Consider the following 25,633-nt stretch of genomic DNA (forward strand, 5'->3'; position numbering starts at 1 on the left):
AAGAGGTGTGCGGTCAGGGGGATCCCGCGCGGGTGGGGCGGGCCGCTCAGCGCGACGGCCCCTCCACGGGGTACGCAGAAGACCAGGTGCTCGAAGCCGGGGCCGCCCTGACAGGGGCTCGCCGGCGACTGCTCCGCACCCCCGCTCCCGCGATACGGCGTGCCGAGATCCACTCGCGTGACCCGGTGGCCTCGGGCCAGGCACCAGGGGGAGCTCCGTGCCTCCCCGGGGCACACCCCCCGCGCGGAGTGCCCCGGCTCGGATCACCGGAGAGACTGCGACCGGCTCAGCTGCCGGCGTGCTCCCCCAGGAAACCGATGACGATCTTCGCCAGGTCCTCCGGCCGTTCGATGTGCAGGCCGTGGCTGGATCCGGGACCGGGCACCAGTTCGAAGCGGGCCCCGGGGATCGCATCGGCGACCTTGCGCGCCTGCCACGGCGGGGTCAGCAGGTCCTGCTCCCCCACCACGATCAGGCTCGGTGCGGTGATCGCGCCGAGCCGGTCCAGCGTGTCGTGTGCCAGGTCGGCGTCCCACTGCTCGACGGTCACCTGCATCTGCGACTCGTTCTGCGGGAACGCGGGCAGCATCGGCTCCAGCAGCGCGCCGAAGTCGGGATGGTCGAGCAGCTGCGGGGAGAACGCGATCCCGGACGCGGCGAGCGCCGCCTCCATGTCCCGGTGCACGTAGGGGGCGCGCAGCGCGCTGAGCACCGCACGCTGGAACCCGTCGGCGCGGGCCCAGGTCGCGTACAGCACGGCCGAGCGGACCTGCTCCGGGTGGGCCAGTGCGAGCTCCTGGGCGACCGCCGATCCCAGCGACCAGCCGAGCACGTGCGCCGAGGGCACCTCGAGCGCCTCCAGCAGGGCGGAGGCGTCCTCGGCCAGCGCCGCGACGCTGATCGGGCCGGCCCCGCGGTCGCTGCCGCCCAGGCCACGGTTGTCGAACGCGATGACCCGGTGGGTCTGCTCCAGGCGGGCGATCAGCTCACCCCAGAGCTGGATCGAGCCGGACGTTCCCATGATCAGCAGCAACGGTTCGCCGGCGCCGCTGATCTCGTGGTTGAGCGTGACACCGGTGCGGACGGGGATGCGGGGCACGGGTCCTCCCTGGGACGCGGTCGGGGGGTGGGTGGTAGCCGGTCAGCGGTACTGCAGGCCGTCGTCGACGTCGGCCCCGGGCAGCGCGACGCGTTCGTGGTCGTGCTCGTGCATGTGGGTCCACGGGTCCCGGTCGCCCTGCCGGAACATCCGGTCCCGGCAGCGCTGGACGTAGCCGGGGCCGAAGTTCTCCAGCTCGACCCATGGCCGCAGCTCCATGCCGGAATCCTGCGGGCGCAGCTCGGGGACGACGATGCCGGCGCCGCGCTCGGCCATCCGGTCGAAGATCCGCCCGATGACGTCGTTGACCAGGTCCAGCCGCAGCGTCCAGCTGTGCCGGAAGTAGCCGAAGGCGTACGCCATGTTCGGCACCCCACTGATCATGATCCCGCGCCAGGTGACCCGCTTCGTGAAGTCGACCAGTTCGCCGTCCACCCGGAACGGGATGTCGCCGAACACCGAGAGGTTGAACCCGGTCGCGGTCACGATGATGTCGGCCTCGACGACCTCGCCGGACGAGAGCCGCACGCCCTTCTCGGTGAACTCGTCGATCGTGTCGGTGGCCACCGAGACCCGTCCGGCGCGCATCCGTTCGAAGAAGTCGCCGTCGGGCACGAACGCGATCCGCTGCTGCCATGGCCGGTAGCTCGGGGTGAAGTGTTTCTCGACGTCGGTGCCGTCGGGCAGCAGCGGCCGGATCGCCTCGACCAGGAACTCGTGCAGCTGGTCGGGATCGTCGCGTCCGGTGGTGGCCAGCCAGTCGAGCTGCTGGACGTACTGGCGGCGGAGGATCTCGTGCGTCCAGTCGGCCGGGAGGTCCAGCGGCGCCAGCATGGTGGCGAGCTCGTGCACGCGCGGCGCCGGGAACCAGTACGACGGCGAGCGCTGCAGCATCGTCACGTGCTCGGCGGTCCCGGCCATCGCCGGGACGACGGTCGCCGCCGTCGCGCCCGATCCGATGACGAGCACCCGACGGCCCTCGTGGTCGAGATCGTCCGGCCACGCCTGCGGATGCACGACCCGGCCCTCGAAGCGCTCCATGCCCGGCCACTGCGGCGTGTACGGCTCGTCGTGGTTGTAGTAGCCCTGGCACATCCACAGGAAGTCGGTGGTCAGCCGAAGCTGCTCACCGGTGTCGGTCCGGGTGACCTGCGCGGTCCACCGCCGGTCCGTGGTCGACCAGTCCAGCGCGGTGACCCGGTGCCGGTAGTGGATGTGCCCGGCGAGGTCGTCCTCCTCGATGACCTCGTCGAGGTAGTTCAGGATCTCGTCGCCGGCCGCGATCGACGGGCCGCGCCACGGCTTGTGCCGGTAGCCGTAGGTGAACAGGTCGCTGTCCGACCGGGCGCCGGGGAACCGATGGGTCCACCAGGTCCCGCCGCAGGCGTCCTGGGCCTCCAGGATCGCGAAGCTGCGATCCGGGTACTGCTCGCGCAGCCGGTGCGCGGCACCGATACCGGACACCCCGGCCCCGATGATCAGGACGTCGACGTGGCCGGGGGTCCCGGCCTCCCGGTCGCGCTCGAGGGTGGCGGCGTCGGTCATGTCGGGACCTCCCGGATCGGCGGTGGCGGGACCGTTTCGACGCTAGGCGGGGCCGGCGGACCGGCGGTGTCCCAAACTCGGACAGACGGCTTCCTTGACCGACACCGCATGATGTGATGGGGAGCACAGGGAGGTGCGACGTTGGGTGATCTCGTCGGCCGGCGCAGGCTGCTCGACGCAGCCCGCTCGGCGTTGTTGGAGCAGCCGGACGCAGATCTCCCGGACGTACCGCGACACGTCGTCGCGTCCTGGCGGCGCAGCGCGGCCCGCGGCGTCGATCCGGGTGTGATCGCGAACCAGTACCACTCCGATCTCGACGTGCAGTCCCGGCTCGTCCGGTGCGCCCGCCCGGTCCTCGAACAGCTCGCCGAGCAGGTCGCGGACATTCCGGTGTGCATCGCACTGACCGACGACCGCGCCCGGTTGCTCGTCCGGCGCGACACCACGTCCGGGATCGGCCGGGACGCCGATCTGAACAACTTCGCCGAGCGGTTCGGCTACGCCGAGGACGCGGTCGGCACGAACGGCGTGGGCACGGTGCTGGAGAGCGGCGAGTCCGTGCACATCGTGGGCGCCGAGCACTTCGTGGAACGCCTGCACGGCTACGCCTGCGCGGGGGCCCCGGTGCACGACCCGTTCAGCGGCCGGATCGAGGGCGTGATCGACATCAGCTGCCGGGCCGAGCACTCCTCGCCGGTGCTGCACTCGCTGGTCCGCTCGGCGGCCGCCCGGATCCGGGAGAACCTGCTGCGCGACCGGGATCCCGACCAGCAGGCCCTGTTCGACCTGTACACCCGGGTCGAGGCGCGCACCCGGCGGGCGGTACTGGCGGTCGGCCGCCGGACGGTGCTGGCGAACGCGGCGATGCGGACGCTGCTGGAGCCGGGTGATCTCGTCGCGCTGCAGGACCACGCGCGGTTCCTGATGATCGGCGGGCCGGGGGTGGACGACCGGATCGATCTGCCGTCGGGCGCCCGGGTCCGGCTGCGCGGCAGCACCGTCTCGGTCGGTGGGACGGTCGCGGGGCTGGCCGGGGAGGTCGCGGTGGTCCGCGAGGCGGGTGGGGTCCCGGCGCCCCGGATCGCCGCGGACGACCGCGCGCCGCTGCCGTCGGGCAGTGCCGGCAGCCCGGCGTTGCGGGTGGCCGGGGCGACCGCCGCGGAGGCGCTGCGCACCGGGACCCCGCTGCTGGTCGTCGGCGAGGCCGGGACCGGGCGGCGCCGGCTACTGGAGGATCTGGACCGCGCCCTGCACGGCACCGACGGCGTCCTCGAGCTCGCTCCCGCAGACCCCGTCCCCGAGCTCGCCGCCGGGACGTCGCAGCTGGTGGTGCTGTCCGACATCGACCGGCGCGACGACGACGGTGCCCGCCGGCTGCTCCCCCTGTTCGATCGGCCGGGCATCCGGTTCGCCGCGACCGCCACCGGGACCACCCGGCGCGGGCCGGGGCACGACGCGCTGCTCGCCCGGTTCCGGCAGTCGGTGACGGTCCCACCGCTGCGCAGCCGGATCGGCGACCTGCCCGGCCTGGTGGGTGAGCTGCTGGCCGAGCTCGCACCGGGACGCGAGGTCCGCCCGTCGCCGGACGCGCTGCGGACCCTCACCCGCTACGGCTGGCCCGGCAACGTGCGCGAGCTGCGGGCGGCACTGGAGGCCGCGCTGGACCGGCGCCCGGTGGGCGAGCTGAGCGCGGCGGACCTGCCCGAGTTCTGCCAGAGCGCGCCGCGCACCTCGCTGCGCCCGGTCGACCAGGCCGAGCGGGACGCGATCGTGGCCGCCCTGCGTGACAGCGGCGGCAACCGGGTGGCCGCAGCGGCGGCGCTGGGGTTCGCCCGGTCCACCCTGTATCGCAAGATCGCCCGGTACCGGATCAGCAGCTGAGGCTGGTCCACAGCTGCCCCGATCAGCGGCGGAGCTCGATCGACAGCTGAGCCAGGTCGGCAGCTGAGCCCGATCAGCGACCGGTCGACGGTCGCCCCCGACCGGCCCCCATCCGCCTCGACCCGCGACGACAGGCGTCGCCCGGGTGCGTGTGCTCAGGCCGGGACCGGCCCGTGCGGGTGCCGCTCGTCGACGACCAGCCGGTGCGAGTGCGTCCATCCCCGCGCGGTCCGGTCGGCCCGGGCGACGTGGTCGTGGTCGACGTCGTCGTCGTGCCGGTGCCGGATCAGGTCCGCGTCCGTCCGCGGCCACAGCGCGGCCGCCGCCCCGGTCCCGAGCACCGCGAGCACGGCGAGCACCAACCAGGTTCCGGTGAGGCCCACCGCGACGGTGAGCCAGCCGGTCAGCGGGTAGGTGAGCAGCCAGCAGGCGTGCGACAGCGAGAACTGCGCGCTGAACAGCGCCGGTCGCTGCCCCGGACCGGCGGACACCCGCAGCAGACGCCCGGTGCTGACCATGATCCAGCCCGGGCCGAGCCCGACCAGCGCCCAGGCGAACACGGCGACCGTCCACGACGGGTACAGCCCGAGCATGACCGTGGCGGCCGCCGCGCCGAGCGAGACACCGGCTCCGGCCAGCATCACCGTGCGCATCGGCGCGCGCCGGGCGAACCACGGCGTGCAGGCCGCCGCCACCGCGGTGCCCGCGCCGGAGACCGCCAGCAGCAGCCCCACCTCGGCGTCGGTGCCGCCGAGCAGGTCCCGCACCACGTTCACCGTGGTGACCAGCGAGATCACCCCGACCGTCGCGACCACCGCGTTCAGCGCCAGCAGGCCGCGCAGCTGCGGGACCGCCCGGAACAGCCGCACGCCCAGCAGCAGCCGGGTACCGAATCCGCCGGGAGCACGCTGCGCCACCGGCGGGACGACCGTCACCGCGACCAGCACCGCCGCGACCGCGAATCCGACGGCAGTGCCGACGAACAGCGACGAGTAGCCGACCACCAGCAGCGCCGCGGCAGCCAGCAGCGGGCTCAGCACCGTCTCCAGGCTGCTCGCGAGCTGCGCGGCCGACAGCGCCCGGGTGTAGTCCTGCTCGTCGGTGATGATGTCGGGCAGCACGGACTGGAAGACCGGGGTGAAGGTCGCCGAGGCGACCTGCAGCACGCCGATCAGGACGAACACCTGCCAGAGTGCGGTGACCCCCGGCAGCGCCAGTACCACCCCGGCGCGGACCAGGTTCGCGGCCAGCATCAACCGGCGGCGCGGCACCCGGTCGGCGATCGCGCCCACCACCGGGCCGACGAGCACGTAGGCGACCATCTTGACGGTCAGCGCCGAGCCCAGCACCAGCGCGGCCCGCTCCCCCGCCAGGTCGTAGGCCAGCAGCCCGAGCGCGACCGTGGTGAGCCCGGTGCCGGCGAGTGCCACCACCTGGGCGGCGAACAGCCGCCGGAAACGCACGTCGGCGAACAGCGATCGCATTGTCGTTCCTTTTTCTCGGATCCGGCGCGAGCCTAGATCCCGGAATCGATCGCCCCAATCACTCAACTGCCACCGAACTGCATCAACAACTGGTGTTCGAATGACAGGAACTTCCAGCAGCAAGGACCCTGCGACCTGCGATCCGGCAGCGTGGCCGGTCAGCACGCGAGCAACTCGGACAACTGTCCGCGCACTCTCGGCTGTTGCCGTGAATTCGCAACAGCTGCGACCACCGGAACGAGCCGGAAATCACACTCGAGCATCAACTGACGGGACGAGTCACGGCTCGACCCGGAAGCGCTCGATGTACTGACCCGGCGTCACGCCGAAGTGCCCCTTGAACACCCGCCGGAACGCGCTGGTGTTCACGTACCCCACCCGGCGCGCCACGGCGTCCGGCGTCGTGTGCGAGCGGAGCAGGATCGCCGCGGCCTCCATCCGATTACCGATCCGCCAGCGACGCAACGTCATGCCGGTCTCGGCGAGGAAGGCGCGCTCGATCGTCCTGGTGGACGTGTGGACCGACTCGGCGAGCTCGTCGACGGAGCGTTCGTCGCCCGGATTGAATCGCAGCGCCTCGGCCACGACGAGCGCCGAGTCGGTCGTCGGCATCGGCATCGAGGTGGCCAGCACGGGCCGTTCCTCGATCAGGGCAAGGATCTGACGGGCGATGTTCGTGCTGGGCCGGATGATGCTGTAGGTCGACTGGATGAACGCCAGGAACAGGGTCCTCAGGTCACGGTCGACGTCGATCGTGGTCGGCCGGGACAGCGTCGTGGCGGTCACCGCGACCTCGAAGGACATGGGGAGCAGTACCGCGTTCAGCTGCGTGGTGAACGAGTGCCGGGTGCCGACCGGCAGCCAGAGTGCCTGCCCGACCCGAAGTCCCCGGGGCACGTCGTCGACGGTGAAGTCGGAGCGGCCCCGCACCTGCCACAGCAGAACGTGCTTGTCGCGTTCGACGCGTTCGGCGATCGACACCGGCGGCAGGTGGATGCGCCACGGCAGCCCGGTCGCACCGGGCTCGGCGTGATCCGGGTCGCTCATCGGCCCGCCGTCGGGCAACCACGCAGCGTGCGACACCCGGCCAGTCTCCGGCAGCGACGCCGTTCGGCGGGCGATCGTGGCGCCAACTGCACACATCGTGTCGGAATCTGCACCCCACCGGAGATAGCGTTGCCTAACCTGACTGCTGGTGTCCGGGGAGTCCGGATCACCCCGTTCCCGGGCATCGCTCCACTCAGGAAAGGACGGTCATGGCTCTCTCCATGTTCCGCCGCGGGCGGCGGAACGCCGTGCCCGCACTCGCCATCGCGCTGCTGCTGGCGCTGGCCGGCTGCGCGGGTACCGGCAGCGACGACACGGCCGACGGCGGCACCGCAGCCGGTGGACCGGCGCTCCCCGCGGCCGAGGGCACCACCCGGTACCCGCTCACGCTCACGACCTGGGCCGGCGAGACGACGCTGCAGGAGCGCCCGGAGCGCATCGCCGTGATCGGGTTCTCCCCCAACGTGGACGCGCTCGAGGCGCTCGGGGTCACCCCGGTCTACACGATGGCGGAGGAGACGGAGTGGCCCTGGCGCAGCCAGGAGTGGTTCTCCGAGATCGAGATGCGGGACACCGCGACCCGCCGCGACCCGATCAACTTCGAGGGCATCGCCTCGACCGAACCCGACCTGATCATCGCCACCAACTTCGTCCAGGACGACGTGGCTTTCGAGCGCCTCAGCTCGATCGCACCCGTACTGGAGAACCCCGAGCAGGTCGCCGGTGACCAGATCTCCTGGCAGGAGACGCAGCGCATGGTCGGTCGCGCGCTGGACCTCCCGGCAGCCGCCGACACCGTGATCGCCGAGGCCGAGCAGGCGGTCACCACCGCAGCCCGGGAACACCCGCGGTACGCCGGGCGGACGATCACGATCGCCACGGACTACACCCAGTCCGGCATCGACTACTACACCGTCGCCGGTGGCACCGCCGAACGGATCGTTACCGCGATGGGCTTCGCCCCGAACCCGCTGGCCGAACAGTTCGCCGCCGACCCCGGCGTGGCCGACGAACAGGTCGGGCAGCTCGACGGCGACGTGCTGGTCATGTTCTACAACGACGCGCCCGGCCGGGAGGCGCGTGAGAGCGCGCCGCTGTTCCAGGCCCTGCCGGCGGTCGCCGAGGGCCGCTACGTCGGCGTCACCATCGACGAGCCGGGCAGCGAGCTGACCTGGGTGCTGCGGCGCGGGGCGAGCGCGACGAGCCTCCCGTGGGCGGCCGACGAGCTGACGAGGCAGCTCGACGGGCTCGACCTCGGCTGATCGGACGTGCCGACCACCAGGCTCCGGCGACGCACCGGGCGGGGAGACGCCCCAGCCCGGTCGTCCGGCCGGGCGTCCGCCCCGTCGTCGCTGTACCGGCGCCGGGCCCTCGGGCTCGGCGCCATCGTCGCCGCGCTCGCGGTCGCCGTGCTGCTGAGCCTGGCGCACGGTGCGAACCCGGTCGGCTACGACCAGGTGTGGTCGGCGCTGTGGTCCCGTGACGGCTCCGAGGCGTCGATCATCGTGTGGACCGAGCGGTGGCCCCGCACGGTCGTCGCGCTGTTCGTGGGCGCCGCGCTCGGCGTCGCCGGCGCACTGATCCAGGCGCTCACCCGCAACCCGCTGGCCGAGCCCGGCATCCTCGGCGTCAACGCGGGCGCCGGGTTCGCCGTCACCCTCGGCGCCGGGGTGTTCGGCCTGACGAGCATCACCGGGTACCTGTGGTTCGCCTTCCTCGGCGCCGCGGTGACCACGGTCGTCGTGTTCGTCATCGGCTCGGCCGGCGGCGGGACCGCGTCGCCGGTCACCCTGGTGCTCGCCGGGGTGGCGCTCGGCGCGGTGCTCAACGGCTTCTCGACCTTCCTCACCCTGATCGACCCGGAGACCTTCCGCGCGTTCCGCAACTGGGGGCTGGGCTCGATCGACCGCACCGGGCTGGCCGACACCCTGCTCGTCGCCCCCTTCCTGATCGCCGGTCTGATCGGTGCCGTGGCGCTGGCCGGTGCGCTGAACTCGATCGCGCTCGGCGACGACCTGGCCGCGTCGCTCGGCACGAAGGTGGCCAGGGCCCGGGTGCTCGGCATCGTCGTGATCACCCTGCTCGCCGGCGGTGCGACCGCGCTGACCGGCGGGATCGCCTTCGTCGGGCTGATGGTGCCGCACGTGGTGCGCTGGTTCGTCGGGCCGGACCAGCGGTGGATCATCGCCTACTCGGCGCTCACCGCCCCGGCGCTGGTGCTCGTCGCCGACGTGCTGGGCCGGGTGATCGCCCGCCCCGGCGAGATCGAGGTCGGCATCGTCACCGCGATCATCGGCGCGCCGGTGCTGATCGCGCTGGTTCGCAGGAGGGAGGCGAGCGGCCTGTGACCCGCACCCGACACGACGTCCCGGGCCCCGGGACCGGCGAGCCGGTCGACTTCGGCTATCCGCTGCGCACCGTCCGCACCCCGCTGTTCTCCGGCCGGATCGGACTGCGGCTGGTCGGGGTCTCGGCGGTGCTGCTCGCCCTCGCACTCGGGGTCTCGGTGTTCGCGCTCGGCCTGGGCGACTACCGGCTCGGCGCCGGCGAGGTCGCCCGCGCCCTGGTCGGCGGCGGGGAGCGCTTCCACCGCACGATCGTGCTCGAGTGGCGGTTGCCGGTGGTCACGGCCGCGCTCGTGTTCGGCGCGCTGCTGGGCGTCGGCGGGGCGATCTTCCAGTCGCTCACCCGCAATCCGCTCGGCTCGCCGGACGTGATCGGCTTCGACGCCGGCTCCTACACCGGCGTGGCGCTGACCGTCCTGGTGTTCGGCGCCGGCAGCTACTGGAACATCGCGGCCGCCGCGCTGGCCGGCGGGCTGGTCACCGCGCTGGCGGTGTACCTGCTGGCCTACCGGGGCGGCATCGCCGGGTTCCGGCTGATCGTCGTCGGGATCGCGATCGCGGCCATGCTGCACTCCACCAACGCCTACCTCATCACCCGCGCCGACGTCGAGGATGCGCTGACCGTCGGATTCTGGGCCGCCGGCTCGATCGCGAACATCACCTGGTCGTCGATGCTGCCGTCGCTGGGGATCGCCGCGGTGGTCCTGGGCGCTGCGGTCGTGCTGTCGCCGTCGCTGCGCCGGCTCGAGCTGGGCGACGACGCCGCCGTCACCCAGGGCACCCGGGTCGGCACGGCCCGGCTGTCGCTGCTGGTCGTCGGGGTGGCGACGACGGCGCTGGTGACCGCGGCGGCCGGGCCGATCGCGTTCATCGCGCTGGCCGCCCCGCAGATCGCCCGCCGGCTGAGCCGCACCGCAGGCGTCAGCACGCTGTCCGCCGCCTGCACCGGCGCGGCCCTGCTGGCCGGCGCACACCTGCTCTCCCTGGTGATCGCCGAGGTGTACCGGGTCGTCCCGGTCGGACTCCTCACGGTCTGCCTGGGCGGCATCTACCTGATCTGGCTGCTGGTGCACGAGGCCCGCCGGCAGTACGGCACCCATCCATGAGCGGGAACGGGAGACCCCCGATGACCAGCACGACCTCCGGGAACACCGACACCGCCGGGGCCGGCGCGCCTGCCGGGCCCGGCGCTGCACGGATCGTCACCCGGGACGCGACGATCGGCTACCGGCGCCGCGTCGTCGCCGAACACCTCTCCGTCGAGGTACCCGACCGGTCGTTCACCGCGATCATCGGCCCCAACGGCTGCGGCAAGTCCACCGTGCTGCGGGCGCTGTCCCGGATCCTGCCGCCGAGCTCGGGCGAGGTGCTCCTCGACGGCCGGGCGATCGCCGAGTACCCGGCCAAGGGGGCCGCCCGCCTACTCGGCCTGCTGCCGCAGAGCTCGCTGGCCCCGGACGGCATCCGGGTCGCCGACCTGGTCGCCCGCGGCCGCGCGCCGTACCAGAACCTGTTCCACCAGTGGCGTCCTTCCGACGAGGCCGCGGTGCGTGACGCGCTCGCCGCGACCCGGCTCACCGAGCTGTCCGGCCGGCTGGTCGGCGAGCTGTCCGGCGGTCAGCGGCAGCGGGTGTGGGTGGCGATGCTGCTGGCCCAGGACACCCCGATCATGCTGCTGGACGAGCCGACCACGTTCCTCGACATCGCCCACCAGTACGAGCTGATGGAGCTGTTCCGCACCCTGCACGCCGACGGCCGGACGATCGTGGCGGTGCTGCACGATCTCAACCAGGCCGCCCGCTACGCCGACCACCTGATCGTCATGCAGGACGGCCGGGTCGTCACCACCGGCCCGCCGCAGGCGGTGATCACCGCCGAGCTGATCGAGGAGGTCTTCGGGCTCCGCTGCCTCGTCGTCCCCGATCCGGTCACCGGTACCCCGACCGTCGTGCCGCTCGATCCCCGCACCTCGACCACCGAAGGAACCCGATGACCGCTCCCGGACCCCGGACCCGCAGGCCCCAGATCGTGCTGGAGGTGTTCGAGCGCGTGCAGCTCTCGCCGCACCTGATGCGCATCGTCGCGGGCGGGCCCGCCCTGGCCGACGCCGCCGAGAGTGCCGCGAAGGGGCACACCGACACCTACACCAAGATGCTGTTCCGGCCGGCCGGCTCGGAGCTCGTCCCGCCCTACGACCTGGCCGCGCTGCGCGAGCGGCTGCCGGTGAAGCAGCTCCCCTCGACCCGGACCTACACGATCCGGCGCTTCGACCTCGCGGCCGAGCGGATCTGGATCGACTTCGTCGTGCACGGCGACGCCGGGATCGCCGGGCCGTGGGCGGCGTCCGCGCGGCCGGGCGATCCGGTCGTGCTCGGCGGGATCGGCAGCGGCTACGCCCCCGACCCGGGCGCCGACCGGCACCTGCTGGCCGGGGACGAGTCGGCGCTGCCGGCGATCGCGTCGGCGCTGGAGGCGATGCCCGCCGACGCGCGCGGGACGGCGCTGATCGAGGTCGGCACCGCGGCCGACGAGCTCGACCTGGTCGCGCCGGAGGGGATCGAGGTGCGGTGGCTGCACCGCGGCGGCGCCGGGGCGGGCACCAGCACGGTGCTGGTCGACGCGGTCCGCGCGCTGGAGCGGCCGGACGGGGACGTGCAGGTCTTCGCGCACGGCGAGCGCGGGGCGATGAAGGCGCTGCGGCCGTACCTGGCCGACGAGTGCGGGATCGACCGGTCCCGGCTGTCGCTGTCGGCGTACTGGGCGCACGGCCGCGGCGAGGACGCGTTCCAGTCCGAGAAGCGCGAGCCGATCGGCCAGGTCTGACGCACGCGCCGGTGCGCACCGGGGCGGTCCGCCGCCGCCCCCGGTGCGCACCGGCCGGGTGCGGGCCGTCAGCCCGCGGGCACCGCCCCGGCCCCGGTCCGGGCCACCAGCTCGTCCAGCGCGGCCGCGCCGCGGGCGGCCACCTCGTGCGGGTCCCGCCGGCGCAGCGCCGGATCGAACAGCTCCAGGGACAGGGCCCCCCGGTAGCCGCCGGCCAACAGGGCGGCCAGCGGCCCGACGAGATCGAACTCACCGTCCCCCGGCAGGCAGCGGTGGTTGCGGCTCCACTCCGCGAGCCCGCCGGACCGCCACGGCGCATCGGAGACCTGGACCAGCGAGATCTTCCCGGCCGGCACCCCCGCCAGTGCCGCGGCGTCCTCACCGCGGCAGATGAGATGGAAGGTGTCGACGGCGACCGACAGCGCCGGATGATCGGCGCGGCGCACGACGTCCCACGCGTCGGTGAACCGGCCGACGTGGGTTCCCCAGGCCAGGGCCTCGTAGGTCACCGTCATTCCCCGGTCGGCGGCGGCGTCGGCCAGCGTGGTGAGCTGGCGGACGGTGCGGTCCCGGTCGGGATCGGCGTCGGCGTCGGTGTTGGAGACGACGAGGATCGACGACGCGCCCACGTCGGCCATGACGTCGAGCTCGCCGCGGAAGCGGGCCAGCACGGCGTCGAACTCGGCGTCGTCCACCCCCTCGGCGCGCCGGAACGGCTGGTACAGGTCGATGTCCAGACCGAGCTCGGCGCAGCGGGCCGCCACCCGGGCCGCCGCCCACGGCCCGTCACGCAGGTCGGCGTCGAGCAGCTCGACGCCGTCGAACCCGGCCGCGGCCGCGGCGTCGAGCTTCTCGGGCAGTGTCCCGCCGAGCGAGACGGTCGCGATGCAGGTGCGGACCCGGGTCGCCGGCTCCGGATCGTCCCGGGTCTCCGCCTGCAGCTCACCCAGCAGCTCCAGCCAGCGTTCCAGCCTGCGGTCCTCGGCGAGCAGCACGAAGCTGACCCCCGGCACGCCCGCCCGGCGCCACCGGTCGACCAGCTCCATCGTGCGCACCGAGTCCAGGCCCTGCTCCCGCAGGTCGAGCCGGTGGTCCACATCGCGGGGTTCCAGGAACAGCACCTCCGCGACGTCCGCGGCGGCCTCGTCGGCGGTCAGGCTCATCGATGTCCCTCCTGGTTGTGGGTCCCCGGTCCGCTGCGCTGGAGCAGGCCGGTGAGGTGGTGCGCCCAGTGCGGCAGGCCGCGATCCGGGCGGACGATCGCGTTGTGGTCGGCGTCCCCGACGTGCACCGTGCGGGCGCGCGGCAGGTGCGCGGTCCACCCGGCGATCCCGGTGCCGGCGGCCGTGTCGGCCTCGACCGGTGCGCCGGCCGCGACCAGCAGCGCCGGGCAGTCGAGCCCGCCGGTGGTCGGCTCGGCCATGTGCCGCTCGCACCGCAGCCCGGACACGGCGAACGCGGTGAGCTGGGTGTGGTCGGCGAAGACCTCGGCGCTCGCCTGTTCGCCGAGCACCTCGCGCAGCTCCCCGGAGGTCGCGCGCAGGAACTCCTCCTGCCGGAGCGTGTCGGCGGCCACCGGCACGCCGGGACGGGGCGCCACGTCACCCGGGTCGGGGACGTGGTCCGGGCCGGTCGGGGTGGTGTCGATGATCGTGATCGTGGCGACCGGCTCGCCGCGTGCGACGAGCTCGCGGGCGACGGCGAACACGATGTGCCCGCCGAAGGACCAGCCGAGCAGGTCGTAGGGTCCGGCCGACTGGACCCGCTGGACCGCGTCGGCGTAGACGGCGGCGAGCTCGCCCATCGAGCCGAACTCGGTGTCCAGCCCGGCGTGCGCCGGATCCTGCAGCCCGACGACGCCGACCCCGGGCGGGACGTGGCCGGCCAGCGCCGAGTACAGCGAGGCGTGCCCGTAGCGGGCGTGCGCGCAGAACAGGTGCCGGCCGGTGGTCGACGGCGCGAGCGGCATCAGGACGGCACCGGCCACGTCGGCTGAGCCACCGCCACCCGGATCGGCGCCGGAGCCGGGATCGATCAGCTCGGCGATCGAGGCGAGATCCTGCGCGGTGAACACGTCGCGCACCAGCAGCCCGGAGCCGAGCCGCTCGTTCAGCCGCGCGACCAGGCGCATCGCGAGCAGCGAGTTGCCGCCGGCGTCGAAGAAGCCCGCGGTCGCCGACACCTGCGGCACGCCGAGGAGCTCGGCGACGGCACCGGTGACCGCGGCCTCGGCCGGGGTGCGCGGTGCCACGTGCTCGGCGGCGTCGGTCGTGATGTCCGGCAGTGCCCGCGCCTCGATCTTGCCGTTGACCGTCAGCGGCAGCTCGTCGATCGCGGCCAGCCCGGCCGGGACCATGTAGTCGGGCAGCAGCTGCCGCGCGCGTCCCCGCACCGCGTCGAGGGCGATCTCGCCGGCCGCCGAGACCAGGTAGCCGTACAGCGCCGTCGAGCCCTGCGGGTCCGGGCGGGCGATCACCGCGGCCCGGGCGACCTGCGGGTCACCGGCGAGCACGTCGGCGACCTCGCCGGGCTCGATCCGGTACCCCCGGATCTTGACCTGGTCGTCGGCGCGGCCGAGATAGTCGATGGTCCCCTCGGGGGTCCAGCGGGCGAGGTCCCCGGTTCGGTACATCCGGGTGCCGGGTTCCCACGGGCAGGCGACGAACCGCTCCGCGGTGCGCCCCGGCTCGGCCCAGTAGCCGCGGGCGGTCCCCGCCCCGGCCAGGTAGAGCTCGCCGGGCACGCCGGGCAGCGCCGGGTGCAGGGCCCCGTCGAGGATGTAGGCGCGGGTGTTGGCGATCGGCCGTCCCACGCTGGACGTCTCCGAGCGGGACAGATCGGCGCCCAGCGCGTTGATCGTGTACTCGGTCGGTCCGTAGAGGTTGTAGGACTCGACCCCCGGTGCCTCGCGCAGCCTGCGCCACAACGCCTCCGGCACGGCCTCGCCGCCCAGCGACACGAACACCACACCGGGCGCGTCGGCGGCGACCGACCGCCCCGCCGGCCGGTCCCGGTCGAGCAGGCCGGAGTCGACGAGCAGCTGCCCGTAGGAGGGGGTGACGTCGAACCCGTCGATCCGGGCGGCGTCGTAGTGGTCGAGCAGCCGCTGCGGCTCGCGCCGCAGCTCCTCGTCGATCACGTGCACCTCGTGCCCGTTGAGCAGCCAGAACAGCTGCTCCCAGGAGGCGTCGAAGGAGAACGACGTGGTGTGCGCGATCCGCATCCGGCGCCCGCCCTGGTGGGCGACGACCCGGTCGAAGATCTCCTCGACGTGGTTGGCGTACATGTTCGTCAGGCCGCGGTAGCCGACCGCGACCCCCTTGGGCAGCCCGGTCGATCCCGAGGTGAAGATGACGTACGCCAGGTTGTCCTGCTCGATCGGCCCGCCCCGCTCTGCGTCGGTCACCGGGGTGGGATCGCCCGCCGCCAGCTCCGCACGTACCGCCGGGTCGTCGAGATCGAGCAACTCACCGGCACTCCCCCGGCCGGAGCCAGGCGCGGGCCCCGGGACGCGGGCGGCGTCCCGGGTGGTCACCAGGGTCGCGGTCGGGCGCGCGATGTCGAGCATCGTCCCGATCCGCTCGTCCGGGTGCTCGGCGTCGATCGGCACGTAGGCGGCGCCGACGGTGAAGACCGCGAACATCGCGACGACCATCCGCTCGTCGCGCGGGAGCAGCAGCGCCACCCGGTGCTCGGGACGGACCCCGCGGGAGAGCAGCAGCCGCGCGTAGCGGTTCACCTCGGCGGCGAACCCGGCGAAGGTGAGACTGCGGTCACCGGCGACGATCGCCGTCTCCTGCGGGGAGCGGACGACCTGCTCGTCCAGCAGGTCGGCCACCGTCACCTCGCGCACCGGGCGGGCCGCCCCGGCGGGCGACGGCGGCCGCTCGTCGGGCAGGTAGGTCCCGACCCGGGCGACCGGCCGGTTCGGGTCGGCGGCGAGCTCGCCGAGGACGTGCAGGTAGCGCTCGGTGAGCCGGTCCGCGGCGTCGGAGCCGAGGGCGTCGCGGCGGTAGGACAGCCGCACGTGCACGGTGGCGTGGCCGGCCCGCTCCCAGGGGTTCACCGCGACGGTGACCGGGTAGTGGGTTGCGTCGTTGACCGTGCCCCCGGTCACCCGCAGCCCGCCCGGCGCCGTCTCGTCGGTACCGAACGGGTCGAACGGCAGGTTCTGCACCACGAACAGGGTGTCGAACAGCGCGCCGAGCCCGGTGGCGTCCTGGATCCGGGTCAGCTCCGCGTAGGGGTGGTCGAGTACCCGCAGCTGCTCGGTCCGGATCCGGGACAGGAGCTCGCCGACGCTCTCGGCGGGCCGGAGGCCGACCCGCATCGGCAGCGTGTTGAACAGCAGCCCGATCATCCGGTCGGAGCCAGGGAGCTCCGGTGGCCGCCCGGAGACCGTGTTGCCGAACACGACGTCGTCGCCACCGGTGACGCGGGCGAGGGTGAGCGCCCACGCGGCCTGCAGCAGGGTGCCGACGGTGACCCCGGCCCGGCGGGCTGCGGCGTGCACCGCGGCGGCCGCCTCCGGAGTGAGGTCCCGGTGCACGTCGCCGGTGTCGACCCGGGTCAGGCCGAGGTCGCCGCCCTCGGGCCAGAGCAGGGTCGGGCCCGCGAGATCGGCGAGGTAGTCGTCCCACGCCCGGTGGGCGGCGGTGGTGTCGCGGGCGCCGAGCCAGTCCAGGTAGTCCTCGAACGACGCCGGCCCGGTCCGTTCGGGCAGTCCCGGATCGGCGTAGCTGTCGACGATCTCGGCGAGCAGGGCATTGATCGACCAGCCGTCCATGAGGATGTGCTCGAAGGTCATCGCGAGGGTGGCGGCCCGCTCGGCGTGCCGGACCAGGGTGAACCTGATCAGGGGCGGGTCGGTGAGGTCGAACGGGACGCGGCGTTCGCGCTCCAGGTAGGACGCGGCGGTGTCGCCGGCGAGCTCGTCCGGGCCGACCACCCGGAAACCGGCCGTGGCCCCGGCCGGGACGACCGCCACCTCGGTGTCGTGCAGTGGCACGAAGGCCGCGAACAGGTTCGGGTACCGGGCACACACCCGTTCGACGGTGCGGCGCAGGTGGTCGACGTCGAGTTCCCCGCTGATCTCGCGCAGCACCTGCGAGACGTAGGCGTTGTTGTCGCCGGTCTCGCGGGACCGGACCATGTGGTAGAGCAGTCCGCTCTGCAGGGCGGACAGCGGCAGCAGCCTGCTGTCCGGGCCGTAGCGGGCGCGGAGGCGGTCGGCGTCGGCCGGTGCGACGCGGACCCGGTCGGCGGGCCGCAGCTGCGGGCGGCCCGGGTGCACGCCGGGTTCCCGGCCGACGGTCAGCGCGACCCGGGTCCGGTAGGACGCCACGAGCTCAGCGGCGAGCCCGGCCACGGTGCCGAGCGCCGCGGCCGGGCCGCCGCCGGGCCCGGCGAGCGCCGGACCGTCGGGGTGCCCAATGAGCTCTGCGGAGCCGTCGTCGCGCACGTGCAGGGTGAGCGGGCCCGCCCCGGGGAGGGTGCAGCTCAGGTACTCCAGCGCGGCGTTCCAGGAGGCGACGTCGCCCGGGTCGAGGTCCGGCAGCGGATGGCGGGCCTCGGGCCCGGCCCCGGAGTGCACCGGGTCGGCTGTGTCCCGGTCGGCCCGGTCGTCGAGCCGGTCGCCTGCTGCCCGGACGAGCTGGACGAGATGGCGTACCGGTAGATGCGGGTAGCGGGCTCCGAGGACCAGGAACCGGTGCACCCGGGCGAGCAGGCGGTCGGCGGTGGCGGCGGTGAACAGCTCTCGGGCGGAGTTGAGCTGCAGGTCGAGCTGCCCGTCGGGGCGCCGAACGACGAGCCCGACCAGGTCGGACAGGGCGGGCCTGGCCCGGTCGTCGGCCGCGGCGGCCACGACCGCCGGATCGGGGACGAGCCGGCGCGGCCGGTGGTCGTCTCGCCGGTGGTCGTCTCGAAAGGCGGCCATGACCTGGAACAGCGGGCTGATCCCCGGGATCCGGGGCGGCGCGAGGGTCTCGACGACGCTGTCGAACGGGGCGTGCTTGTGCTCGCCGGCGTCGACGACCCGGTCGCGGACGTCGGCGAGCAGCTCGCCGAACCCGGCGCTGTCGTCGACGTCGGCGCGCACGACGACGGTGTTGACGAGGTAGCCGATGGCGTCGGCGAGCTCGGGCTGGTCGCGCAGCTCGACCGGGGTGCCGACCGGGACGGTGCTCCCGGCGCCCTCGGCCCACAGGCCGAGCGCCAGCGCGGTGACGAGTCCCTGCAGCGGGGTGGCCCGCCGGTCCGAGAGCAGCCGGTCGACGGCGGCGGACCCCTCGCCGCCCAGTCCGGCCCGCACGGTCCGGATGGTGCGTTCGGTGGTCTCGGCCCGCGGCCGGTCCAGCGGCAGCGGGGTCTCGACCGGCAGGTCGGCCAGCTGCTTCGCCCAGTGCTCCAGGTCGGCCCGGAACCGGGAACCCGGGTCGTGGCGGTCGCCGAGCAGGCGGCGCTGCCACACCGCGAACTCCGCGGACTGGACGGGCAGCGGGGGCAGCGCGACCGGCGTGCCGGTCAGCTCGGCGTCGTAGAGCGCGTCGAGATCGCGGACCAGCGGCCGCACCGATCCCTCGTCGATCACGATGTGGTGGCCGTGCACGACGAGCAGGTCGTCCCGCCCGGCCGGTCCGGCCCCGGTGCGGTCGTGCACCTGGAGCAGGGTGAACCCGGCGCCGCCGTCGACGGCCAGGTCGCGCCGCTCGGCGAGCAACTCGCCGACCCGTGCCGGGACGTCGTCGGCGGCGACGGTCCGGACGGTCGGGCCCGGCTGCTGCGGCGGCGCGGTGACGACCTGGGTGAGCAGCCCGTCGTCGGCGACGAAACGGGTACGCAGGATCTCGTGCCGTTCGACGAAGCGGTGCAGCGCCCGGCCGAGCGCAGCGACGTCCGCGCCGCCGGGGATCCGCAGCACGATCCCGACCTGGTAGGCCGGGCCCATCCCGAGCTCACCGAGCACCCACAGCGCCTGCTGGCCGAAGGACGCCGGGATCGGGTCCGGGCGGACGACCCCGGTGATCGGTGGCAGCGGCGAGCTGTCGTGCCGGGCGGGGCCGGACACGGCGGCGGCCAGACCGGCGATCGTCGGGTGGGCGAACACGTGCCGCAACCGCAACGCGGACGCGAGTGTGGTGTTGACGCGGGTCAGCAGCCGGGCGGCGAGCAGCGAGTGCCCACCCAGGCGGAAGAAGTCGTCGTCGACACCGAGCGCGGTGTCCGGGTCGAGTGCCAGCACCTCGCGGAACGCGGTGGCGAGCAGCCGCTCGTGGTCGGTGGCCGGGGCCCGTCCGGCGGCTCCGGTGCCCGGCCCGGGAGCGGGCAGTGCGCGCCGGTCGACCTTGCCGTTCGGGGTGAGCGGCAGCTGGTCCAGCTCCACCAGCGCCGAGGGCACCAGGTGGTCGGGGAGCCGCTCGGCCAGGAAGGCCCGCAGCTCCCCCGGCACGTCCGGGCCGGTCGACCCGGGGCGCACGGTCACGTACCCGACGAGGCGCATGCCGCCCGCCGGGTGTTCGGCGGCGACGACGACAGCCGAGGAGACCGCCGGATGCGCGCGCAGCACGGCGCGTGCCTGGCCGGGCTCGACCCGGTGCCCACGGATCTTGACCTGGTCGTCGGCGCGGCCCAGGTGTTCGAGCCGGCCGTCGGCGGTCCATCGGGCCAGGTCGCCGGTCCGGTAGAGCCTGCCGCCGCCGGCGGCGGCGAACGGATCGGCGACGAACCGCTCGGCGGTGAACGCCGGTCGGCCCAGGTAGCCGTCGGCCAGCTGGGCACCGCCCAGGTACAGGTCACCGGTCACGCCGGGGCCGACCGGGCGCAGCCGGCCGTCGAGCACCCGCGCGGTGACGCCGGGTTGCGGGCGCCCGATCGGCACCCGCCCGCCCGCGCGCGCTGTGTCGACGGTGCAGACGGTGGCATCGCCGGTGACCTCGGTCGAGCCGTAGAAGTTGTGCAGCACGGCACCCGGGGCGAGCCGGCGCATCGTGTCCCGCGTCCCGGGGGTGAGCGGCTCCCCGGACGACACCCAGTGCCGCAGCGTGTCCGGTCCCGGGTCCCCGGCGGTGTGCGGCTCGGCACCGAGCCCGTCGGCCAGAGCGGGCACCGTGAGCAGGTGGGTGATGTCGTGGTCGCGCACGGCCGACCACAGTGCGGCGGCGTCGCGGGCGATCCGGTCAGGCGCGACGACGACGGTGGCTCCCGCGGTGAGCGGGCCGAACAGCTCGGTCACCGCGTCCACGAAACCGACCCCGCTCTTGACCAGCGCCCGCGACCCGGCGCCGAGGCCGAGCAGGGCGTTTCCCCAGCTCAGCCGGTTGGCCAGGGCGGCGTGCGGGAGCTGCACCCCCTTGGGCTCGCCGGTGGTGCCGGAGGTGAAGATGATCTGTGCGGGATCGCCGCCGGACGGGGCCCGGCGGTCCGCCGGGGCCGGCGGCGCCTGCGGCGCCTGCGCCACCTCCGGGACGTCGAGCAGCCGGTCGGCATCGAGCGGCAGCTCCGGCCCGCCGGGGGCGGTGACCACGAGCCGGGGCCGGGCGACCTCCACCAGCCGGGCGAGGTGCGCCGGCGGATGTGCCGGGTCGAGCGGCACGCAGGCCGCCCCGGCACGCAGCACGCCGGCGAGCACCGGCACGAGATCGACGCCGCGCGGCAGCAGCACGCCCACCCGGTCGCCCACCGTGACACCCCGCTCGGCGAGGGTGGCGGCCACGGCGTCGATCCGGGCGTCGAGCTGGGCGAAGGTCCACCGGCGACCGCTCGCACCGTCCACGACCGCCGTCGCCGTCGGGGTGGCCGCGATCCGCTGCCGCAGCATGGCGTCCACCGTGGACGCCCCGGCGGGTGCCCCGGTCGTGCCGCGGGACCACTGCTCGATCCGTGCGAGGTCGTCGGTGGGCAGCAGCTCCAGGCGGGCCAGCGGCTGCTCCGGATCGGCCGCGAACGCGGCCAGCGCCCGGGTGAGCACCGCGACGAACCGCTCGGCGGTGGCCCGGTCGAACAGATCGGTCGCGGCGCTGACGAACCCGTCGATGCCGTCCGGGCGGTCCGTCAGGTACACGTCCAGGTCGGCCTTCACGGCGCCGATGCCGGTGCCGTCCGGGTGGACGTCGGCGCCCGGCAGCACCAGCGGGTAGGACTCGCCGGTGTGCTGCTGGTGGGTCAGCATGACCTGGTACACGGGGTTGCGGCCGGTGTCCCGGCCGGCGCCGGCGGCGGTGACGATCCGGTCGAACGGCGCGTCCTGGTGGGCGAAGCCGTCGAGCACGGTCTCCCGGGCCCTGGCCAGCACGTCGGCCGGCCGGTCGGCGGCGGAGAAGCGGTGCCGGAACGGCAGCACGTTCGCGAAGTAGCCGACCGCGTCGGCCAGGCCCTCCTCGGTGCGGCCGCCCACCGGCGACCCGACGACCACGTCGGCGTCGGCCGAGCCGGTGCCGTCGAGCGCGGACACGGCGAGTGCGACGGCGGCCTGGGCGATCATGAAGGAGGTGACGCCGTGGCGGGCGGCCACCGTGCGCAGCGCGCTCACCACGTCGCCGTCGAGTGCGAACCCGACGTCCTCGCCCCGGTGGGTCGGCTCGGCGGGCCGCGGCCGGTCCGCGCAGATCGTCGACTCCTCCGGCGCGCCGGCCAGCGCATCCCGCCAGTACGCCAGATGCCCGGCCAGCACCGAACCCGGGTCGTCCGCCCGGCCCAGGTGGGCACGCCGGCTGATCGCGTGATCGGCATACTGCACCGGCAACGGCGCCCGTTCCGGCTCCCGTCCGGCCCGACGCGCCCGATACGCCACCGACACGTCCCGCAGCAGCACCGGCAGTGACCACTCGTCGACCGCATGGTGGTGCACCGCCAGCACCCACCGCCACTCCTGCGCCCCGGTGCGCAGCACCGCCACCCGCACCGGCAGGTCCACGGCCAGGTCGAAGCGGGCCCGCACCACCCGGGCAACCCGCTCGTCGAGCACCTCCGGCGCGGCAGCGCTCAGGTCCTCCATCGTGCACACCAGCCGCCGCCCCGCCTCGTCGGCGGGGACGACCACCTGCACCAGCCCGCCGCCGTCGTCGTCGCGCAGCAGGGTGCGCAGGGACTCGTGCCGGGCGACGACGTCACGCACCGCCGCGGTGAGCGCCGCCGGATCGAGGTCGCCGGTCACCTGCGCGACCGTCGGGACGACGTAGCGTCCGCCGGGCCCGCCGAGTTGCTCGGCGAACCAGAGCGCCTGCTGGCCTGCCGAGGCGGGCACCCGTCCCGGGCGGGCGGCGGCCGAAGCGGCCGGGGCCACAGCTCGGGGCAGCTCGCCGAGCAGGTCGGCGAGCCCGGCGATCGTGGGCCGGTCGAAGACGTCGCGCAGCGAGGCGCGGGTCCCGGCCATGGCGTTCACCCGGGCCAGCAGCCGGGTCGCGAGCAGCGAGTGCCCGCCGAGTGCGAAGAAGTCGTCGTCGACGCCCGGCCAGGTGTCGGCGGGCAGCCCGAGGATCTCCCGGAACGCCTCCGCCAGCGCGATCTCGGTGCCGGTGCGGGGCGGCCGGCCGGCGGCCGCAGGCTCGGCGAGCGCCCCGGGCTCGGGCAGGGCCCGGCGGTCGATCTTGCCGTTGGCGGTGACCGGGAAGCCATCGAGCTCCACGATCGCGGCGGGCACCATGTGGCCGGGCAGCTGCCCGGCCAGGTGCGCGCGCAGCGCCGCGGCCCGCCCGGACGGCTCGTCCCCGGTCCGCGAGACCGTGGTCACGTAGCCGACCAGCCGGGTTCCGGCCGTGCGGTGTTCCTGTGCGACGACCGCCGCGCGGGTCACCGCCGGGTGTCGCTCCAGCACCGCGGCCACCTCGCCGGGTTCCACCCGGTGCCCGCGGATCTTGACCTGGTCGTCGGCGCGGCCGAGGTACTCCAGCACGCCGTCGGCGGTGCGGCGCACCAGATCCCCGGTGCGGTAGAGGCGCTGCCCCGCGCCGCCGGGATCGGCGACGAAGCGTTCCGCGGTGCGGCCGGGCCGGCCGACGTAGCCGGTGGCGACCTGGTCGCCGCCCAGGTACAGCTCGCCGGGCATCCCGGCCCCGACCGGACGCAGCCACCGGTCGAGCACCCGGGCCCGGGTGTTGGCCATCGGGGTGCCGATCGGCACCAGCGCGCCCCGGCCCGGCGTCGTCGGGTCCGCCTCGTGGTGGGTGATCTCGCCGGTCTCGGTGGGTCCGTAGATGTTGAGGACCGTGCCGCCGGTGCGCTCGCCGAGCGCGGTCGCGAGCGCGGCGGGGAACGCCTCGCCCGCCACCATCGTCACGGTCGGCGACGGCAGCGTGCCGGTGCCGGCGCGGACGAACTCCTCGCCCATCGAGGGCACGAAGTTGATCCGGTGCACGGCGTGCCGGCGGATCACCTCGTGCAGGTACTCCGGATCACCGTGCCGCCCGTCCGCGGCGACGACCAGCGAGCCGCCCTCGGTGAGCGGGGCGAACACCTCCGGGGCGGAGACGTCGAACGAGACCGGGGTCTTCATCAGCACGGTCCCGCCGGCGCCGAGCGGGTAGCGCTCGCGGCCCCAGGCCAGCCGGTTCACCAGTGCCCGGTGCGGGACCTCGACGCCCTTGGGCCGTCCGGTGGTGCCCGAGGTGAAGATGACGTAGACCGGGTCGTCGGGCGCCGGTTCCCGGGACAGCGCCGGCGGCGTCGCCGCGCCCCGGTCGAGCTCGCCGGTGTGCTCGTCGAGGACCAGCACGTCCGGGCCGGCGCGGCCGGCGCCGCCGGTGTCGGTGACGACCAGGCACGGGGTGCCGTCCTCGAGGATCGTCGCGATCCGCGCACCCGGCAGGTTCGGGTCGATCGGCAGGTAGCCCGCGCCGGCCCGGAGGACCGCGGCCAGTGCCACCACCAGGTCGGGGCTGCGGGGCAGCAGCACCCCGACCCGGTCGCCCACCCGCACGCCGCGCTCGACCAGCAGCGCGGCCAGCGCGTTGACCCGCGCGTCGAGCTCGGCGAAGGTCCAGCGCAGTCCGGTCGGGTCGTCGACGACGGCGGTGGCCCCCGGGGTGCGGGCCACCTGCCGGCGGACGAGTTCGTCGACGGTGCGGGCGGGCGGGTCCAGCGCGATCCCGTCGGGCCCGGTGGCGGTGTCGCCGTCCGGGCGCGGCGCCCCGGCCCGGTCGAGATCGACCAGGGTCGTGTCGATCGGCAGGTCCAGCACCGCGTCGAGGTAGTCGGCGAACCGCCGGGCGTGCTCCTCGACGGCGCGCCCCGCGTACTCCGGCTCGCGCCCGCGCAGGTCGAGCCGGAAACCGTGGACCGGATCGTTGTGCACGGACAGGTCCAGCCGGCCGACCGGGCCGGGATTCACCGTCTGCTCTACGCCCGCGGTGCCGGCGAAGTCCGCGGCGTAGTCCAGCAGCTTGATGTTGACGACCGGGAGCTCGAAGTAGGCGGCCTCACCACCCGGCCACAGCCGGGCCAGTTGCGCGTCCTCGATCGCGGTGTGCGCGGGGACGCCGCGGATCTGCGCCGAGATCGCCTGCAGCAGCTCGGCCACCGTCGTCCGCGGTCCGATCCCGACGACCAGCGGGACGATCCGCGACGTCATCGACGGGGTGCGCAGCCGGGCCGCCCCGTCCCGCAGCATGAACGGCATGCGGACCGCGACCCGGTCGGAGTGCCGGTCCCGCGCGGTGAACAGGCCCCACAGCGCCACGAGGGCGTCCGGCCAGGACAGTCGCGCGGGCCGGGCGAACGCGGCGATGCGGTCCCGGACCTCCGGGCCGAGCGGCACCGGCACGGTGTGCGGCCGGAACCCGAAGGCGTCGTCGAGCCGGCCCGCGTCGTCCGGGACGCCGGGATCGACGTCGAGCACCCCCCGCCAGTACGCCTCCGCCGCCTCCGGGCCGCCGTCGGGGGGATCGACGATGTCGGCCAGGGTGCCGAACCAGCGTTCCGGGGCCGGTGCGCCCGACACCCGCGCGGTGTAGAGCTCGGCGATCCGGCGGACGACCAGCGAGACACCGTAGGCGTCGAGCACCAGGTGGTGGTGGTTGAAGGCCCAGGCCCAGCCGCCGCCGCTGCGCCGGGCCAGCAGCGACCACGGCGCGTACAGCGTGTCCGATCCGGTCGCCGGCGTGCGGTAGTCGATCCGGGCGCGATCGACGATCGCGTCGTCGTCGAGCGGTTCGTGCACGATCGCGGTATGCACCGTGGCGTCGTCGTCGACCCGTTGCACCGGCGATCCGTCGATCTCGCCGAACCGCGCGCGCAGTGCCTCGGTCTCGGTGACCGCCGCGTCCACCGCCTCGACGAACGCGACCGGATCGATCGGCCCGGCCATCCAGATGATCTGGCCGACCCGATAGACGGTCGAGTCCGGGAACAGCTGCTGCGCGGACCACACCCCGCGCTGCGCGACGGACAACGGCAGGCGTACCGGATTGCTCACG

Annotated in this window: 12 protein-coding genes; 6 read left to right on the forward strand and 6 right to left on the reverse strand. The window is 74.5% G+C overall.

The window, feature by feature from the left end:
- Positions 1-286 precede the first annotated feature (286 nt).
- Together Pdca_RS22280 and Pdca_RS22285 are read right to left on the reverse strand one after the other, a co-directional pair.
- Positions 287-1,099: an alpha/beta fold hydrolase gene (locus tag Pdca_RS22280; protein ID WP_085914318.1), complete on the reverse strand. Its 813-nt coding sequence runs from the start codon at positions 1,097-1,099 to the stop codon at positions 287-289.
- 42 nt (positions 1,100-1,141) lie between these two features.
- Positions 1,142-2,644 carry a flavin-containing monooxygenase gene (locus Pdca_RS22285; RefSeq protein WP_085914317.1) on the reverse strand — a complete coding sequence of 501 codons (1,503 nt, stop codon included), beginning with the start codon at positions 2,642-2,644 and terminating at the stop codon, positions 1,142-1,144.
- 141 nt (positions 2,645-2,785) lie between these two features.
- Here Pdca_RS22285 and Pdca_RS22290 point away from each other — a divergent pair, with 141 nt between their 5' ends.
- A complete protein-coding gene (locus Pdca_RS22290) occupies positions 2,786-4,525 on the forward strand; it encodes a sigma-54-dependent Fis family transcriptional regulator (protein ID WP_085914316.1) in 1,740 nt (579 codons plus the stop codon).
- A 155-nt stretch (positions 4,526-4,680) separates the two neighbouring features.
- On the opposite strand, the gene Pdca_RS22295 is transcribed toward Pdca_RS22290, so the two are convergent.
- Together Pdca_RS22295 and Pdca_RS22300 are read right to left on the reverse strand one after the other, a co-directional pair.
- On the reverse strand, positions 4,681-6,009 hold the full coding sequence (locus Pdca_RS22295; protein ID WP_085914315.1) for an MFS transporter: 1,329 nt from the start codon (positions 6,007-6,009) through the stop codon (positions 4,681-4,683).
- Positions 6,010-6,288: 279 nt separating this feature from the next.
- Entirely contained in the window at positions 6,289-7,056 is a 768-nt protein-coding gene (locus Pdca_RS22300; protein ID WP_085914314.1) for an AraC family transcriptional regulator, read from the reverse strand.
- Positions 7,057-7,265: 209 nt separating this feature from the next.
- Between Pdca_RS22300 and Pdca_RS22305 the strand changes: the two genes are divergently transcribed.
- From Pdca_RS22305 to Pdca_RS22325, 5 genes are read left to right on the forward strand one after another with little or no spacing between them, the layout of a single operon-like run.
- The gene (locus Pdca_RS22305; RefSeq protein ID WP_085914313.1) at positions 7,266-8,318 is read left to right on the forward strand and encodes an ABC transporter substrate-binding protein; all 1,053 of its coding nucleotides are present in this window, start codon (positions 7,266-7,268) and stop codon (positions 8,316-8,318) included.
- Positions 8,319-8,324: 6 nt separating this feature from the next.
- A complete protein-coding gene (locus Pdca_RS22310) occupies positions 8,325-9,404 on the forward strand; it encodes a FecCD family ABC transporter permease (RefSeq protein WP_085914312.1) in 1,080 nt (359 codons plus the stop codon).
- On the forward strand, positions 9,401-10,507 hold the full coding sequence (locus tag Pdca_RS22315) for a FecCD family ABC transporter permease (RefSeq protein ID WP_085914311.1): 1,107 nt from the start codon (positions 9,401-9,403) through the stop codon (positions 10,505-10,507). The genes Pdca_RS22310 and Pdca_RS22315 overlap by 4 nt, the downstream gene beginning before the upstream one ends.
- Positions 10,508-10,527: 20 nt before the next feature.
- A complete protein-coding gene (locus tag Pdca_RS22320; RefSeq protein WP_085914310.1) occupies positions 10,528-11,394 on the forward strand; it encodes an ABC transporter ATP-binding protein in 867 nt (288 codons plus the stop codon).
- Complete coding sequence (locus tag Pdca_RS22325; protein ID WP_085914309.1) at positions 11,391-12,224, forward strand: siderophore-interacting protein; 834 nt, start codon at positions 11,391-11,393, stop codon at positions 12,222-12,224. The genes Pdca_RS22320 and Pdca_RS22325 overlap by 4 nt, the downstream gene beginning before the upstream one ends.
- 68 nt (positions 12,225-12,292) lie before the next feature.
- Here the strand turns inward: Pdca_RS22325 and Pdca_RS22330 are convergent, their stop codons facing one another.
- Together Pdca_RS22330 and Pdca_RS22335 are read right to left on the reverse strand one after the other, a co-directional pair.
- On the reverse strand, positions 12,293-13,387 hold the full coding sequence (locus Pdca_RS22330) for a TIM barrel protein (RefSeq protein ID WP_174824292.1): 1,095 nt from the start codon (positions 13,385-13,387) through the stop codon (positions 12,293-12,295).
- Positions 13,384-25,632 carry a non-ribosomal peptide synthetase gene (locus tag Pdca_RS22335; RefSeq protein WP_085914308.1) on the reverse strand — a complete coding sequence of 4,083 codons (12,249 nt, stop codon included), beginning with the start codon at positions 25,630-25,632 and terminating at the stop codon, positions 13,384-13,386. Before Pdca_RS22335 ends, Pdca_RS22330 begins: the two co-directional genes overlap by 4 nt.
- Position 25,633: the final 1 nt, after the last annotated feature.

The organism is Pseudonocardia autotrophica, from assembly GCF_003945385.1.
Classification (GTDB): Bacteria; Actinomycetota; Actinomycetes; order Mycobacteriales; family Pseudonocardiaceae; genus Pseudonocardia; species Pseudonocardia autotrophica.